Genomic DNA, 16,009 nt, shown 5'->3' on the forward strand with positions numbered 1-16,009 from the left:
TCGACGGTCAGCGCATTGCTTCTGCTGAACAATTGCTCTGTGTCGCAATCAAACCCATCAATAGCTTACGGTGACAGCGCCTCGACATATGGCATCTGCCCGAGCAGATGATGAATGCAGTTGAGACGCGCACGCTTCTTGTCCACGCCTTGCACCACCCACCAGCGCGCTTCCGGAATATGGGTACGCTCGAGCATGATCTCCTTGGCGCGCGTGTACTCCTCCCAGCGCCGGCGCGATTCCAGGTCCATTGGACTGAGCTTCCACTGCTTCAGCGGGTCGTGGATCCGGCTCAGGAAGCGCGCATTCTGCTCCTCATCCGAAATCGAGAACCAGTACTTGATCAGCTGGATCCCGGAGCGTACCAGCATGCGTTCGAATTCCGGCACGGTGTCGAAGAACTCATCGTACTGCTGCTCGGTGCAGAACCCCATCACGCGCTCGACCCCCGCGCGGTTGTACCAGCTGCGGTCGAACAGCACGATTTCGCCGGCCGCAGGCAAGTGCGACACGTTACGCTGGAAGTGCCATTGCGTGCGCTCGCGGTTGTTCGGCGCCGGCAGCGCGGCCACCCGGCATACGCGCGGGTTCAGGCGCTGGGCGATGCGCTTGATCACGCCGCCTTTCCCGGCGGCGTCGCGCCCTTCGAACAGGATCACCACCTTGTGCCCGGTATGGACGACCCAGTCCTGCAGCTTCACCAGTTCCGCTTGAAGTCTGAACAGTTCATGGAAATACTGTCTGCGGTTTTCCTTCTCCTGAGCACTGCGCGCAGGTTGCGGCAGCAGCGATTCAGGATCGAGATCGCGGTCGTGGAGTTCCAGTTCCAGCTCTTCATCGTAACTGTCGGCCAGGTCGCGCTGCACGCGCAGGGTCAGATCGGGGTCGTGGTCTGCTTGCGTGCGAATCCTCGTAGAAAATGGGATTCGGGTCGATGATGCTGACGTCCGTTATGGATGTAGACCCGAAGCATGGCGCTGCCCGCGGCGCCCGGCAAAAAAAAACCGCCGGCCGCGAGGCCGACGGATAAACATGCGCTTCGTTTGAAACACAAGAAAGAGACATGCGCATTGTATTGGTGCGATATTTCCCCTGCATGACAGGTGTTTGCGCCTTGTCACGTTTCCGCTCAGGCGTCGAACGGCCCGGTCACCAGCTTGACCATGTCTCGTTCGTGGGCGTTGCCGGTTACAGCAACATAGAAACGCTCGCCGCCCGGTGGCACGCGCACCACGACGTGTCCGTCATGGCTGTGCATCCTGCGCGTCAGCCGACCGTTGGCAAGCAGGTTTTCGCGCATGACCGTGGTGGCGAATACCGCGCGCGGACCCGGATAGAGCCGCTCGCTGAACATGCGTTCCAGCTGCAGCATGTCGGGATGCGCGATGTGCCACGACGGGATGACCCAGGCCCGCGGCCTCAGGGTGCGCACGACCTCGGCGTCGATACCGTCGAACATGCCGTGGTGATCCGCGGTGGCCACCGAGACCGGTCCGGCCGCGCGCGCCGCCGGGCCAAGGACGTTGTGCCACGGCAAGGCGCCGTCCTGCGTATAGCTGGTCAGGTCCCCGGCGGTGAAATAGCTGAAGCGGCCGCTGGCGATGCGGATCGCTGCCGAACAGTGATTTTCGTTCGGTCAGTCGGCGCGCGCCAGCGGAGCCAGTGGCGGGAACAATCGGCGTGTGGCCGCTGCTTCGCCGGTCCAGACCTCGCCACTGGCGGCGATATTGCGCACCTCGAACGGTACTGATGTACGGTGGCGGCCGCGCCCCGCAAACTGGATGTTGCTGCCCACCTGGAATGCTTCGACGCGCTGCCCTGACTTGCGGCGCGCTGCGATGAAGGCGCGGTAGTTGTCGGCGAAAGGGGCCGTGATTCGCAGCGGGAAGTCGTAGTCGGGATAGCCACGGTCGACCACGGTGCCAATGGGGACCTGGGCCGCGACGTCGGTGACGCCGCTCAGCCGGTAGGCGCCGCCGGAGGCTGGCGGCGAAGCGGCTTCGACGTCACCGGTGTGGTCCGGATGCAGGTGCGTTACCAGCAGGTAGTCCAGGTCTTCCAACCCGGCGCGCACCAGGTGACGACGCGCATAGCGTCCGATCCACTCGCCGGCGCGCCGAGTGGCGTCGGGGCGCGGCGCCATCGACACATCGAGCGCGTTCAGCGAAGCGCCGGCATCGATCAGCATGCTGGTGCCGTCCGGCAGCATGACGAAGGTTGCGTTGCCGCGGCCGGTAGCGATGTGGTGGATGTCGAGCCAGCCGGGCTGCCATGGCTCCAGCGCCGTTGCCATGCGGTCCGGCGCGGCTGCAGGCGCGGGCGTCGAAGCCTGCATGGATGCGGCGCACCAGGCTCGCGGCGCCGCGCCCAGCGTCAGCGGCAGCAGGGCGCCCAGCAACAGGCGGCGGCGCTCGTTCATGGCCGCCATCAGAAGCGTCCCGTCAGGCTCAGGCCGAAGGTGCGCGGTTCGCCCGCGTAGCGCGCGCGCACCACCTGGGTCGAACGGGTCAGCAGGTATTCGGTGTCATTGGCGTTCTTTACCCAGGCCAGCACGCGCCAGCTGCCATCGGGCGATTCGACGCCGGCCGACAGGTTAGCCAGGCCGAAGCCGGGCAGCTGCAGGTTGGGATCGTTGGCGGCGCCGGTGTTGTAACTGTCCTTCCAGGCATAGCTGGCGGCGCCGACCAGGTAGCCGAACGGTACCGGGTAACGCAGGTCGGCCGCCACGCCGGCCTGGCGGCGCGGCGAGTTCGACATCGGGTTGCCGCTATTGTCGACCGTGCCGATGGCGAAACGGTCGTAGCGCCCGTCCAGGTAGGCGACGTTAGCGGACAGGTCGAGCCAGGGCGCAGGCTTGTAAGCCAGCTCGATCTCGCTGCCGTCGACCGTGGCTTTGCCGGCGTTGAAGATCGACAGGATGCCGGTGACGGTGTTGTTGACCAGCTCCTGCTTGTCGCGGTACTTCATCCGGAACAGCGAGGCGTTCATGCGCACCCGGTTGTTCAGCCACTGCGATTTCATGCCGAGCTCGAAGTTGTCGACAGTCTCGGGTTCGAACGGCGTACGAAACGCCGCGGCGCTGGCGGCGTCGGCATTGAAGCCGCCGCTGGTGAAGCCGCGCGTGGCGCTCAGGTAAGTCATGAGACCGGCGCGCGGACGCCAGGTCAGCACCGCGCGCGGGGTCACTTCGCTCCAGGCGTGGCTCAGACCATCCAGGCGGAAGCTGGCGGCAGGGCGCACCAGATCGCTGCGCGCCAGGCTGGCGCGCTTGCGGTCGCGCGTATAGCGCGCACCCAGGGTCAGGTCGAGCCGGGGCGCCAGGTGCAGCACGCCGTCGGCGAACGCGCCGATGCTGCGGCTGTCGACCCGCTGCTCGGCCAGGGTGGCGCTGGCCAGTGCGCCGGTGCGGGCTGCCAGAGCACGCACGCCCAGTTGCCGCGCGCCGTCTTCGTCGGCGAAGTACAGGCCGGCGACCAGATTGCCGCGCTCCCATCGGGGACTGGCGTAGCGCAGTTCCTGCGAGAAGGTGGCGATGTCGTCGGCGTCGCTGGTGATGCTCTGGCTGCCGCTGGCGAGCAGGGTATGGCTGGCGCCGACGCCGGAATAGTCTTCGCTCGAGACCGAGCCGCGCCAGGCACTGATCGCGGTCAGTTCTCCCGCGTCGAGGCGCCACACCAGGCGCGCCGAGGCGCCCTTGATGGTACGCCGGTAGGCCTGGGCGACACCGAGTTCCGAGGTGCGCACATCGCCGTCGTCGCCCAGCGTGTCGGACGACAGCGTGCGCCCGCCATTGTCGTCCTCGCCGTAGTCGGCGCTGAAGGTGGCGTCCAGATTCGGCGCCAGGCGCACGAAGACCTGGGCGCGCAGGTTCTGGCTGTCGATGTCGTCCTGTTCGCGCCCGCTCAGGCGGTCGCGGCCGAGTCCGTCGCGCCGGCGGCTGGAGACCGACAGCTTGAGCGCCGCCTGTTCGGCGAGCGGAACGTTGATCAGGCCCTTGGCGTGGCGTTCGCCGTGGTTGCCGGCGATGAACTCGCCCTCCAGCGCGAAGCGCTCCGGGTCCGGACGCCGGGTATTGATCACGATCGCGCCGCCGGTCACGTTGCGGCCGAACAGCGTGCCTTGCGGACCTTTCAGGACTGCGATCGATTCGAGGTCGAACAGCTCGAAACTGGCGGCACTGTTGCGCGGGATGAAGACGTCATCGACGAACACGCCGACCGGCTTGTTGACGCCAATCTGGGAAAAGGTGTTGCTGATGCCGCGAATGGCGATGGTCGGATTGGCCTGGCTGAACGCCGACACCAGCAGACCGGGCGTGAGGCGGGCAAGGTCCTGCAGTCCCTGCACCCGGTGCGCTTCCAGCGTGCGCGCGGACAGGGCAGTCATGGCGATCGGCACATCCTGTGCCGACTGCGCCCGCTTTTGCGCGGTGACGGTGACGGTGTTCAGTTCGCCGCTGGAGGCATCGGTGGACGTGCTCGACTGCGCGCCGGTGCTGGGCGCCGCGCGAAAGACCAGTACCGCGTTGCCGTCGCGCCGCACTCTCAGTCCGGTGCCGGCCAGCAGTGTGTCGAGCGCCTCGGTGGGGGGTATCCGGCCGCGCACGCCACTGCTGCGCAGCGACTGCACGTCGTCGGCACGGTACAGCAGCTGGACGCCGGTTTGCAGCGCGTATTGGTCGAGCGCGATCTTGAGTTCGCCTGCGGGAATGTCGATTGCCAGGGTCTGGGCCTGGAGTGTGGTGCAGAAGGTCAGCGCGCACAGGGCGCCGAGCAGGGTTGGTTTCGCCATCGTTATCTTTCCTGGCCATCTTTGCTTGCATGAGGGGAGCCGTGGTGGCTGCTTGGTGTTGCTTCCCTGTAAGACGGACGGCGCGACAAAATCCGGAACGCGGACCGAACAATTAATTGCGCGATGGCGGCGGCGAGGGTGATGCAGGCGGCACGGGCGACAGCACGATGCGTTCGCTACCGCGCTGCGCCTGCAGGCCGAAACCCTGTTCCAGCAGGCGCACGAAGCCGTCCAGGTTGGACGGCGCGAAGCTGCCGCCGATCGGCAGGGCAGCGGCGCTGCGGTCGGCCAGCACCAGCTGGCGTTCGTTATAGCGGTTGAATTCGGCCACCGCCTCGCCCAGCGTGGCGCCGTCGAACACGATGCGCCCGGCGCGCCAGGCCATGCGCTGCTCGGTCTGGATCGGGCTGCGTTCGGCACGCCGGATGTGGCCGGCCTCGGCGCGCGCTTCCTGGTTGCGGCCCAGTTCCACCACCTGTTCCGGCGCCAGCGCGGCATCGCGCGCGCTGACCCGCACCCGTCCCTGTTCCACCAGCACCAAGACGGACTCGCCGTCGCGCCGCACCGTGAAGCGGGTGCCGAGCACCGTCACGCGGCTGCTGCCGGCCTCGATCACGAACGGGCGCGCCGGATCGTGGGCGATATCGAAATACGCTTCGCCGCGGTCGAGCCACACCTTGCGTTGTCCATCGGGCGCGGCGCGCAGGCGGGTGGCGGTGTTGAGGGTCAGGCGCGAGCCGTCGGCCAGCGCCACGGTGCGGTTTTCCCCGGTGCGGGTGGCGTAGCGCTCGTCCTGGCGCCAGCCGAGATCGGGTGCCAGGACGGCGCCAAGGCCGCAGGCGAGCAGCAGGCCGGCGGCCAGGCGCCAGGCCGGGAACGGCGCCGACGCCCGTACCGGGCGCGCAGCCGGAACGAGAGCGGGCGCCGAAGCGAACTCCGGAGCGAAAACCGGAGCGGCACCGCCGGCCGCGCCGTCCAGGGCGTCGGCGCGGCGCCAGGCGGCGCGCAAGCGCAGGTAGGCCACGCGGTGGCGCACGTCGGCGTCCAGCCAGGCGTCGAGTTCGGCTTGAGACGAGGCCTCCCAACGTGCGCCGTCCTGGCGCGCCAGCCATTGCGCAGCCTGGTCCTCGATGCTTGCTGCTGTCTTGTTCGCCTGTTCCATTGCTACGATGATGTGGTTGAGGATGGCTGTCGATCCTGCGCATGTCGCTTGCCCAGCTTGCGTTCGAGCCGGGCGATGCCGGCGCCGATGCCGCGCGCGAACAGGGCGTCGGCGATGGCGCGCATGCCTTTCGCCAGCTGCTTTTCCACCGTGTCCTCGGTGATGCCCATTTCGGCCGCCACATCGCGCTGCGACAGGCCGTCCACCTTGCGCAGCATGACCGCCTGGCGACAACGCGCCGGCAGAGCGTCGATCGCTTCCACCAGCACATTCAGTTCGGCGCGGCCGCTGGCATGTCGCTCGGGCGTGAGCTCGCAGGCCGACAAGTCGTCCAGATTCGGCAAACGCCTCGATCGACACCACCTGCTGGCGGCGCGCGCGGTCGGCCAGCAGGTTGCGTGCGGTCGCCAGCACGAATGCCGCGGGACGTTCGGGCAAGCCGTCGCGCGCCGCTTCGTACACGCGTGCGTACACTTCCTGGCGCAGATCGGGCCATTCGGCGCTGTCGCGCCAGTTCTGGCGCAGGTAGCGCATCAGGATCGCCTCCAGCGGCAGCACTTCGGTGGTGAACCAGTCGTCCAGGTGGTTGAACATGTCTTGTGTGATAGACGAATGGCGATGAAAAATCCGGTATCGCCGCGGCGCCGGGCGCACGCAAACGGCGCCTGCAAGAGTAGCAGCGCTGTATGACCGGATGATGAACTGCGGCGCCGGCGCACGCCCCTATCCCAGGCTCCACTTGTTGATGCGGGTCTTGTAGCGGTAGCTCGGCACGTAGCGCATCTCGCAGTATTCGATCGGCTGGCGCCGGTCGGACAGGGTAATGCGTTCGCACGCCAGCAAAGGGCTGCCGGCCGGTACGCCGAGCAGCCCGGCCTCGTCCTCGCCGGCCGCGGTCGCGCTCAGGCTTTCCAGGCACTCGGACGGGTGCAGGTCCAGATCCTCGACCAGCAAGCGGTAGAGCGAACCCTTGGCTTCGAGCTGCTGGCGGCGGATGGTCTGTCCGGCCGGCAGGTGCAGCCACGAGTCCTGCAAGCCGACCGGCGTGCCGTTCAACAGGCGCAGGCGTCGCAGGCGCAGCAGCGGCGCTCCCGCTTCCAGGTGCAGCAGGCTGGCCACCGCCATGTCGGCGGCGACAGCATCCAGGCCGAGAATGCGCTGGCCCGGTACGCCGCCGCGTTTCAGCGCGTCGTCGGTGAAGCTGTCCAGGAAGCGCGACATCTGGCGCACGGCCTCCGGCGCCGCGAAGGTGCCGCGTCCATGGTCGCTATAGAGCACCCCCTGTTCCTCGAGCAGGCGGATTGCCTTGCGCACCGTGTCGCGGCTGACGCTGAACGAGGCTGCCAGCTCGCGCTCGGCCGGTAGCGGCGCGTTCGCCGTGTAGCGGCCGCGTTCGATTTCCTGCTGCAGCGTGGCGGCCAGTCGGCGGTACAGCGGCATCTCGGCCGCGCGCCGCTTGTCGTCTGATGTGTTTGGCATTGTCGTCGTGTCTCCATCCAGTCCGCAATCCTAGCACGGCGGCTCGTCCCTCAGAAAATCTACTCGGAAAAGGTCCGTACCAATTGTGACGCCGTGATGACTGCAAAGGGTGTCTACCTCACTTTGTTTGAAGGTGTTGTTTCTCTGTCTCGCAGAAGAGCGCGCCTGGCCGCTTTCAGAAAACTCTTGTTGAGTAGTGGTACGTACCAGTGTATTCTCCGGTCACAATAACGACAGCTGGTCCGGAGAGCGGTGTGCGGCCTGAGGGCCGGTTTGATCATCCAGAACAAGGGGAATATCGTGTACAAGTATGTAGGTTTATCGGCGGCGGTCTCGCTCGCGCTGCTGCAGTGGCATGGCGACGTGATGGCGCAGCAGGCCCAGGATGCGCCAACGGCTCAGGCCGCGCCGGCGCAATCGACCGTGGTCGAAGTCACCGGCAAATTGCTGGGCAAGGGCGAAACCCGCGCCAACAGCGTGATCGACGTCGAGACCATCCAGGCCCAGCCTGCCGGCCTCGATCCACTCAGGCTGCTGGCGCGGGTCCCGGGCCTGCAGGTCGGTTCGAGCGATGCGCTCACCGGCAGCTTCTCGATGCGCCTCGGCATGCGCGGCCTGAACAAGGAACAGATCGGCATCTCGGTCGACGGCGTGCCGAACGGCTCGACGCTGTCGAACGGCGGCACCATGCCGACCCGCCTGCTCGACAGCGCCAACCTGGTGCGCATCGACGCCAGCCAGACCGCGGGCGACCTCGGCACGCCGTCGGACCAGGCGCTGGGCGGCTACATCAACTTCCAGACCCGCGACCCGAGCAAGGAAGCCGGCGCCGAGATCGAGCTCACCGGCGGCAATTACGGCTACAAGCGCGGCTATGCGCGCATCGAGACCGGCAAGTCGGCGGGCGGCACCAGCGCCTATGTCAGCGTGTCGCAGTCGAGCGTGAACACCTGGCCGGGCGAGGAGTCGGGCTCGAATCACCGCCGCTACGCCAGCGTGCGCGTGCTGCAGGACCTGGGCGGCGGGTCGAGCCTGCGCGCCACCGTCAGCTACAACGACTTTGCCGACAACGACTACGACGCCGTGGCCCTGCGCTCGGTGGTCGGCACCGGCTACAAGGCGGTGTTCGAGATCGATCCGGACACCGACGGCCTGCTCGACCGCTGGACCGGCAACCCGGCCATCGACCAGAACAACCGCCGCACGCGCGGCATCAACAGCAAGGACATCCTGGCCCACGTGGACTGGACCCAGCGCTTCGGCAGCAGCGGCAAGTTCACCCTGAAGCCGTATATCCATACCCAGGAAGGCAACGGCTGGTTCTACGTGCCGTATCGCCAGCTGCCGGTCAACGGCCAGGTGTTCAGCACCGTCGCGCAGGGCGGCAGGCCGACCGGCACCGTCCAGGAATGCTATGCGAACCAGTACCGGCGCGGCGCCAACGGCGCCTTGATCCCGGTGGCGGCGGGCACGCTGCCGGCCGGCGTCAGCGCCGCCTCGCTGCGCGCGGCCGGCTGCCCGGCCGCCGCCAACTATGCGATGAATCCGCAAAGCGCCTGGGGCGAGCGCGAAGCCACCACGCGCCGCAGCGACAACGGCATCAACCGCCGCGGCGCCCTGAGCGAAGTGGCGTATTCGATCGCCGACGGCCATCGTCTGCGCCTGGGCGGCTGGTACGAGCACACGCGCCGCAAGAAGATCCGCAACTGGTTCGGCGCCAGCGATCCGGGCCGGAGCAATGTCTACGACGAGACCGACCTGTACTCGGTGACCCAGGACCGCCACTACACCCAGAACACGGCCATGGCCTATATCCAGGACAAGATGACGCTGCTGGACGGCCGGCTCGAGCTCGACGCCGGCGCGACCTACCAGCGCTTCCGCGCTTCGTACAATTCGGTAGTCGAATTCGCCGGCGAGCGTTCACTGAAGGTGTCGTCGGGCGTGCTGCCGAAGCTGGCGGCGCTGTACCGCATCAGCGACGAACTCGAAGTCTTCGCCAGCGGCTCGAAGAACTTCAGTGCGATCCCCGATTCGGTGTTCGAAGGCACGGCCGCGATCGACTCGCGCAGCGGCATCGAGCCCGAGACCTCGGTCAACAAGGACATCGGCCTGCGCTGGCAGAAGGGCGGCGCCGGCTTTGCCATCACCGTGTACGATATCGACTTCCGCGACCGCATCTCGACCCAGAACGGCAACCCGAACGGCGACATCTTCAACCGCGACGCCACCACCAGCTTCATCAACCAGGGCGGCATCGAGTCGCGCGGCGTGGAGCTGAGCGGCCGCCTGGCCGGCGCCGGTTACGAGCTGTACGCGAACTATGCGCACAACCGCGCCGAGTATGCCGGCGACACCCCGTTCGAGGGCATTCGCGCCGGCGACCCGGTGCTGGGCGCGGCGAAGCACAGTGCCTTCGCCGAGGCGGTCTGGAAGCCGGCCGGCAGCTGGCGCCTGGCGCTCAACGCCAAGTACACCGGCGAAGCGGCCGGCACCTATGGCGAGGTGCGCAATACCCTGAACAACGGCGGTCCGGCCTTCTATCCGCGTGAATACATGCCGTCGTACACGCTGGTCGGCGTGTCGGCGCGCTACAAGCCGCAACTGGGCCTGGCCTGGCTGAAGAACGCCGAACTGTCGTTCAATGTCGACAACCTGTTCGACAAGCGCTATCTGGGCGGAATCGGCGCGGAGCTGACCACCTCCAATCCGTTGACCTCGGGCCGCTACTTCCTGGGCAGTCCGCGCGCGCTGTACGTGTCGCTGCGCGGCGGTTTCTAGGCGCGCGATGACGCGGCCACGCACCTTTGCCGCACGCCTGGCAGCCATGGCGGTCCGCGGCCTGCTGCTGCTCGCCTGCCTGGCCGCAATGGCCGCACTGGCCGAGCATCTCGGCCGGCCGGCGGATGGCGACGCGCGGCTGCGCGTGGCCCTGTTCATCAACGGCGCCCTCGGCGACAAATCGTTCTTCGACGCCGCCGCACGCGGCGTGCGCCAGGCCCAGGCCAGCCTGCCGGTGCGCGCCCGCGTGGTCGAGGGCGGGACCGACCCGACCCGCTGGCAGGCCGCGCTGGCCGACCTGGCCGACAGTGGAGAACACGACGTGATCGTCGCCGGCACCTTCACCATGGCGCCGGCGATCGAAAGCCTGGCGCAGCGCTATCCCGCGCTGCGCTTCATCGTGTTCGACGCCAGCGTCGACTACGGGCGCTGCGCCTGCCCGAACGTGTATTCGATGCGCTTTCGCCAGAACGAAGGCGCCTACCTGGCCGGCTATCTCTCCACGCGCCTGCTGCAGGAGGGGGCGCCCGGGATTCCCGCCGGCGCCGGCCTGGGCGTGGTCGGCGGCCTGCAGTTGCCGGTGATCGAGGATTTCATCCTCGGCTACCGTGCCGGCGCGCAGGCGGCGGACCCCGACATCGCGCTGCAGGTGCAGTACGCCAACGGGTTCTCGGACCCGGCCGCCGGCAAGGAAATCGCGCGCCTGCAGTTCGCGCGCGGCGCCGGCATCGTGTTCCATGCGGCCGGCGCCACCGGCCAGGGCGTCAACGAGGCGGCCGAGGAGGCCGGGCGCTATGCGATCGGCGTCGACATGGACCAGGCCGCGCTGTACCGCGAACGGCAGCCCAGGCGCGCCGCCGCGATCGTCACCTCGGTCATGAAGGAGGTCGACGTCGGCCTGGTGCGCGCGCTGGGCCTGGCCCTGGACGGCAAGCTGGCCTACGGCCGCCTGGAATCGATCGGCCTGGCCGAGGGCGGCGTGCGCCTGGCGCAGGGTGCTAGCGTGATCGATGCGCTGCCGCCGCCCGTGCGCCAGCAACTGGACCTGCAGCTCGCCGCGCAGCAGGCCGCCATCGTGGCGGGCCGGGTGCGGGTGCCGTCCGCGTTCGGGAACGTGCCATGACCGTTCCCCGCCTGGCGCTGCGCGGCCTCACCAAGCGCTATCCCAACGGCCTGCTGGCCAACGACGGCATCGACCTGACCCTGGCGCGCGGCGAGATCCACGCCCTGGTCGGCGAGAACGGCGCCGGCAAATCCACCCTGATCAGGATGCTGTACGGCCTGGAGCAGCCGTCCGCAGGCGCGATCCTTCTCGACGGCGAACCCGTGCGCTTCGACGCGCCGGGCGCGGCGATCCGGGCCGGCATCGGCCTGGTGCCGCAGCATGTGCAACTGGTGCCGTCGTTCTCGGTGGCGCGCAATGTGGTGCTGGGCGCCGAGCCGCAGCGCTGGGGCTGGTTGCGCCACGGGGCGGCGACGCGCGCGGTGCACGCGCTGGCCCGGCGGTATGGCCTGGCGGCCGATCCTGACGCACTGGTGTCGACCCTGTCGCTGGGCGCGCAGCAGCGCGTCGAGATCCTCAAGGCCCTGTACCGCGGCGCCGACCTGCTGCTGCTGGACGAGCCGGGCGCCGTGCTCGCGCCCGACGAATCGAGCGCGCTGTTTGCGGCGCTGCGGGCGCTGGCCGATGCCGGCATGAGCGTGCTCCTGATCACCCACAAGATCGCCGACGTGCTGGACGTGGCCGACCGCTACACGGTGCTGCGCGGCGGGCGCGTCGTGGCATCGGGCCGCTCCTGCGACGCCGCTGCCGCCGGCCTGGCCGCGCACATCGTCGGCCGCCCGCTGGCGCCGGCCGCGCGTCCCGTTCCGCGCGCGCGCGGCGAGGTGCTGCTGCGCGCGCGCGGCCTGGTGCAGGCCACCGGCGCGGCCGAGTGCCTGGCCGGGGTCGACCTGGACGTGGCGGCCGGCGAGATCCTCGGCGTCGCCGGCGTCGACGGCAATGGCCAGTCGCTGCTGGCGCGGGCACTGGCGCGCATGCCCGGCGTGGTCCTCGTGACCGAAGACCGCCTGCACGACGGCGTCGCGCCCACCCTGAGCATCGCCGAGAATGCGGTCGCCTCGACCTACCGCGCGGCGCCGCTGTCGCGCCACGGCGTGCTCGACCTGGATGCGATCGATGCCGCCACCCGCGCGATGATCGACGACTTCGGCGTGGCGGCGACCGGGCCGCAGCAGGCGATCGGCGCGCTCTCGGGCGGCAATATGCAGAAGATCGTGCTGGCGCGCGCATTGGCTGCGCATCCGCGCGTGCTGGTGGCCTGCCAGCCGACCCGCGGCGTCGACATCGGCGCCGCGCGCTTCCTGCGCGCACGCCTGGTGGCGCTGCGCGATGCGGGCGCGGCGATCGTGCTGGTGTCCGGCGACCTGGATGAAATCCTGGAACTGTCGGACCGCATCGCCGTCATGTTCCGCGGCGCCATCGCCGGCCACTTCCGCGGACCCGGCCTGGGGGCGCGCGCGCTGGCCGGCTACATGACCGGCGCGCGCCGCCAGCCGCAGGCCAGCGCCCGGCTCGATGCGCCGTTCGTGGACGCGGGGGAGGCCGCATGAAGCCCCTGTTCGACTTCCTGGTGCCGCCGGCAGCGCGGCGCACGGTGGGCGCGGCCTGCGGCGCGCTGCTGGCCGGCCTGCTCCTGATCGCCTGCGTGAGCGACGAGCCGCTGCGCGCCTGGCTGATCCTCCTGAGCGGTCCCTTGCCCGAACTGCGCCAGGACGCCGATGGCGGCTGGCACTGGCACCGGCTGGTGCGCTTCGGCACCGTGCTCGAAGACGCCATCAACCTGACGCTGCTCGGGCTGGCCGTCCTGATACCGCTGCGCGCGCGCCAGTTTTCGCTCGGCGCCGATGGCCAGTTGTTCCTGGGCGCCCTGGCCGGCGTGGCGCTGGCGCTGGGCTGGCCGGGGCCGGGCTGGATGGCGCTGCCGCTGGCCTGCCTTGCCGCGATGCTGGCCGGTGCGGCCTGGGGCGGGGTCGCCGGCGTGCTGAAATGGCGCTGCGGCGCCAACGAGATGGTGGTCAGCCTGATGCTGAACCTGGTCGCGATCGAGTTCTACCGGCTGGCCATCACGCGCTGGTTGCGCGACCCCGGCGCCGGCTTTCCGGCCACGCCCTTCCTGGCGCCGGACGCGATGCTGACGCCGTGGCTGGCGCACACCGGCGTCGGCGTCATGCTGCTGTGGGCGCCGCTGGCGGTGTGCGCGGTGGCGCTGCTGCTGGCGCGCACGACGCTCGGCTACGAGATCCGGCTCACCGGCGCCGCACCGATCTTCGCGCGACAGGCCGGGCTGCCGGTCGGCCGCGCCACCGTCGCCTCGATGGCGCTGGGCGGCATGCTGGCGGGCCTGGCGGGTTTCCACATTGGCCACGCGGTGCTGGGACGGCTGCCGGTCGACCTGGCCCCTGGCCTGGGCTTCGAGGGCCTGCTGGTGGCGCTGCTGGCGCGCCACCAGCCGCGTGCGATCCTGGGCGCCGCGTTCTTCTATGCCTGGTTGCGCGCCGGCGGCCAGGCCATGGAGCGCAGCACCGACGTCGCGCGCGAGATCGCCCTGGTGCTGCAGGCGCTGGTGATCGTGCTGGTGATGGCTGAACGCTGGCCCTGGCGCGCAGGCGTCTGGCATCGCATACGCGCGATGCGCCAGTTGGACGGGAGCCGCGCATGAACGTCGACCACCTCGGCTGGAGCGGCGCCGCCGTGCTGGCGCTGCTGGCCTGCCTGCGCGCCGCCACCCCGGTCCTGTACGCCGCGCTCGGCGGCCTGCTGTCCGAACTGGGCGGCAAGATCAACGTGGCGCTCGAGGGGCTGATGCTGGTGGCGGCGTTCAGCGGCGTGATCGCCACCATCTTCGCGCCGTCCGGCCTGGCGCCGGCGCTGTTGCCGTGGTGGGGCGCCGGCGCGGCCTTGCTGGCGGCGCTGCTGCTGGCCGCGCTGCTGGCGCTGCTGCATCTGGCATGCCGGGCCGACCTGATCGTGGCCGGCATCGCCCTCAACCTGCTGGCTGCGGGTCTGACCGTGTTCCTGCTGGCCGAGCTGGCGGGCGACAAGGGCTCGACCGCACGCTTCGCCACGCCGGCGCTGCCGGCGCTGCGGATCGGCGGCCTGGATCGCTGGCCGCTGCTCGACCTGCTGCTCAATGGCGAAGCGGGGCGTGGCCATCACGTGCTGATCCTGGGCGCGCCGCTGCTGGCGCTGTGCCTGTGGCTGTTCCTGGCGCATACCCGGCCCGGGGCCTGGTTGCGGGCGGCGGGCGAAAATCCGGACGCCGCCCACGCCGCCGGCATTCCGGTGCGGCGCATGCAGTATCTGGCGCTGCTCGGCAGCGGTGCGCTGGCGGGGCTGGGCGGGGTCTACCTGAGCATGGGCTACCTGACCCTGTTCCAGGCCGACATGAGCGCCGGCCGCGGCTTCCTGGCACTGGCCGCGGTGTTCGTCGGGCGGCGCAGCCTGCGCGGGGTCTGCGGCGCCGCCTTGCTGTTCGGCGCGGCCGGGGTGCTGGCCACCCGGCTCGGCGCGTTCGAGGTGGCGCCGCAACTGCTGACCATGGTGCCGCCCGTCATCACCATCGCCGTGCTGGCGCTGCCGGGGTGGCGGCGCCGCGCGCACTGAATTTCATCACAAGGAAACAAGCGTGCAACGACAACAGCAACTGGAAGACCGGATCTTCGCCTCGTTGGCGCTGGCCGGCATGGGCGACGCACTGGGTGCGCCGACCGAGCAGTGGACCATCGCCGAAATCTATGCCGCCCACGGCGGCCCGGTCACGCGCTTCGTCGCGCCGCCACCGGACACCTTCGCCGGCGCGAATCGCGGCGGCTGCGCCGAAGTGACCGACGACGCCAGCCAGATGTATTACCTGGCGCACGCGCTGGCGCGCTCCGGCGGCGCGCTCGACCGGGAAGGCTGGGTCGCCTGCCTGCTCGACTGGGCCGCGCACAGTCCCAAGGCCGGCTTCATGGGACCGAGCACCGCCGGTATCGTGCAGGCGCTGCGCGAAGGCCGCGACACCGGTGGCGTCGGCGTGATCGGCGCTTCGCGCCGCAAGATGACCACGGTCGGCACCACCAACGGCGCCGCCATGCGCGTGGCGCCCGTGGGGCTGCTGCACCCGGGCCAGCCGCGCGCCGCCTGCGCCCAGGCGCTCGCCACCTGTCTGCCGTCGCACGACACCGAGGTCGCCATCTCGGCCGCCTGCGCGATCGCCGCCGCCACCGCGGCCGCGGTCGGCGGGGCCGGGTTGGATGATGTCATCGCGGCGGCGCTGGACGGCGGCGCGCAGGGAGAACAACTGGCAGCGCGCCATGCGCGCCTGGTGGCCGGGCCGAACTTTCTGGCGCGCACCCGCATGGCGCTGGCGATCGTCCACGATGCGCACGCCGCGCCGGCGGGCCCGCAGCGCGACCGGCGCTTTCTCGAGCGGCTCGAGCGCGAGGTCGGCAATTCGGTGCTGGCGGCGGAATCGGTGCCCAGCGCGCTGGCGATCCTGGCCTATGCCGCGGCCGACCCGGCGCGCACCATCGTGCTGGCGGCGTCCGCCGGCAACGACACCGACTCGATCGCCACCATGGCCGGCGCCATCGCCGGCGCCATGCATGGACGGCAGGCGCTGCCGCAGGATATGCTGGCGCAGTTTTGCGCGGTGAACGCCGCCTACGGCCTGGAGCCGCTGGCGGCGCAGCTGGCGCAACTGGCGCAGGGCGCGCATCACGCCAGATGAAGGAGAATCGATGACAGGGCAA

13 protein-coding genes are annotated in these 16,009 nt (G+C 69.6%); 6 read left to right on the plus strand and 7 right to left on the minus strand.

Annotated features, from left to right (window positions below):
* Window positions 1–65 precede the first annotated feature (65 nt).
* The 7 genes from ppk2 to QPK27_RS11215 all read right to left on the minus strand — a co-directional run bounded on the left by ppk2 (window position 66) and on the right by QPK27_RS11215 (window position 7,432).
* On the minus strand, window positions 66–872 hold the full coding sequence (gene ppk2 / locus QPK27_RS11180; protein ID WP_290418457.1) for a polyphosphate kinase 2: 807 nt from the start codon (window positions 870–872) through the stop codon (window positions 66–68).
* Between the two features lie 257 nt (window positions 873–1,129).
* Window positions 1,130–1,537: a hypothetical protein gene (locus QPK27_RS11185; protein WP_290418313.1), complete on the minus strand. Its 408-nt coding sequence runs from the start codon at window positions 1,535–1,537 to the stop codon at window positions 1,130–1,132.
* A gap of 99 nt (window positions 1,538–1,636) precedes the next feature.
* A complete protein-coding gene (locus tag QPK27_RS11190; RefSeq protein ID WP_290418314.1) occupies window positions 1,637–2,419 on the minus strand; it encodes an MBL fold metallo-hydrolase in 783 nt (260 codons plus the stop codon).
* A gap of 8 nt (window positions 2,420–2,427) precedes the next feature.
* Window positions 2,428–4,791, minus strand: coding sequence for a TonB-dependent receptor (locus tag QPK27_RS11195; RefSeq protein WP_290418315.1), 2,364 nt, complete (start codon window positions 4,789–4,791; stop codon window positions 2,428–2,430).
* Window positions 4,792–4,903: 112 nt separating this feature from the next.
* The gene (locus QPK27_RS11200; RefSeq protein WP_290418458.1) at window positions 4,904–5,953 is read right to left on the minus strand and encodes a FecR domain-containing protein; all 1,050 of its coding nucleotides are present in this window, start codon (window positions 5,951–5,953) and stop codon (window positions 4,904–4,906) included.
* A gap of 2 nt (window positions 5,954–5,955) precedes the next feature.
* Window positions 5,956–6,297, minus strand: coding sequence for an RNA polymerase sigma factor (locus QPK27_RS11205; RefSeq protein WP_290418459.1), 342 nt, complete (start codon window positions 6,295–6,297; stop codon window positions 5,956–5,958).
* A 379-nt stretch (window positions 6,298–6,676) separates the two neighbouring features.
* Entirely contained in the window at window positions 6,677–7,432 is a 756-nt protein-coding gene (locus QPK27_RS11215; protein ID WP_290418316.1) for a GntR family transcriptional regulator, read from the minus strand.
* Between the two features lie 300 nt (window positions 7,433–7,732).
* On the opposite strand from QPK27_RS11215, the gene QPK27_RS11220 reads away from it, so the two are divergent.
* The 6 genes from QPK27_RS11220 to QPK27_RS11245 are packed head-to-tail and all read left to right on the plus strand — an operon-like array spanning window position 7,733 to window position 15,987.
* Complete coding sequence (locus tag QPK27_RS11220; RefSeq protein WP_290418317.1) at window positions 7,733–10,213, plus strand: TonB-dependent receptor domain-containing protein; 2,481 nt, start codon at window positions 7,733–7,735, stop codon at window positions 10,211–10,213.
* 7 nt (window positions 10,214–10,220) lie between these two features.
* Entirely contained in the window at window positions 10,221–11,336 is a 1,116-nt protein-coding gene (locus QPK27_RS11225; protein WP_290418318.1) for a BMP family protein, read from the plus strand.
* Entirely contained in the window at window positions 11,333–12,826 is a 1,494-nt protein-coding gene (locus QPK27_RS11230) for an ABC transporter ATP-binding protein (protein WP_290418319.1), read from the plus strand. The genes QPK27_RS11225 and QPK27_RS11230 overlap by 4 nt, the downstream gene beginning before the upstream one ends.
* A complete protein-coding gene (locus QPK27_RS11235; RefSeq protein ID WP_290418320.1) occupies window positions 12,823–13,935 on the plus strand; it encodes an ABC transporter permease in 1,113 nt (370 codons plus the stop codon). Before QPK27_RS11230 ends, QPK27_RS11235 begins: the two co-directional genes overlap by 4 nt.
* A complete protein-coding gene (locus tag QPK27_RS11240) occupies window positions 13,932–14,879 on the plus strand; it encodes an ABC transporter permease (protein WP_290418321.1) in 948 nt (315 codons plus the stop codon). The genes QPK27_RS11235 and QPK27_RS11240 overlap by 4 nt, the downstream gene beginning before the upstream one ends.
* Window positions 14,880–14,901: 22 nt before the next feature.
* Window positions 14,902–15,987: an ADP-ribosylglycohydrolase family protein gene (locus QPK27_RS11245; RefSeq protein ID WP_290418322.1), complete on the plus strand. Its 1,086-nt coding sequence runs from the start codon at window positions 14,902–14,904 to the stop codon at window positions 15,985–15,987.
* Window positions 15,988–16,009 lie beyond the last annotated feature (22 nt).

The sequence above is a fragment of the Massilia sp. YIM B02443 genome (assembly GCF_030411955.1).
GTDB lineage: Bacteria > Pseudomonadota > Gammaproteobacteria > Burkholderiales > Burkholderiaceae_D > Telluria.

Bases quoted from the DNA above. Each gene is read 5' to 3' on its own strand.
- QPK27_RS11225 (WP_290418318.1), top strand. From the start codon at position 10,221: ATGACGCGGCCACGCACCTTTGCCGCACGCCTGGCAGCCATGGCGGTC.
- QPK27_RS11200 (WP_290418458.1), bottom strand. From the start codon at position 5,953: ATGGAACAGGCGAACAAGACAGCAGCAAGCATCGAGGACCAGGCTGCG.
- QPK27_RS11215 (WP_290418316.1), bottom strand. From the start codon at position 7,432: ATGCCAAACACATCAGACGACAAGCGGCGCGCGGCCGAGATGCCGCTG.
- QPK27_RS11240 (WP_290418321.1), top strand. From the start codon at position 13,932: ATGAACGTCGACCACCTCGGCTGGAGCGGCGCCGCCGTGCTGGCGCTG.
- QPK27_RS11195 (WP_290418315.1), bottom strand. From the start codon at position 4,791: ATGGCGAAACCAACCCTGCTCGGCGCCCTGTGCGCGCTGACCTTCTGC.
- QPK27_RS11190 (WP_290418314.1), bottom strand. From the start codon at position 2,419: ATGAACGAGCGCCGCCGCCTGTTGCTGGGCGCCCTGCTGCCGCTGACG.
- QPK27_RS11235 (WP_290418320.1), top strand. From the start codon at position 12,823: ATGAAGCCCCTGTTCGACTTCCTGGTGCCGCCGGCAGCGCGGCGCACG.
- QPK27_RS11230 (WP_290418319.1), top strand. From the start codon at position 11,333: ATGACCGTTCCCCGCCTGGCGCTGCGCGGCCTCACCAAGCGCTATCCC.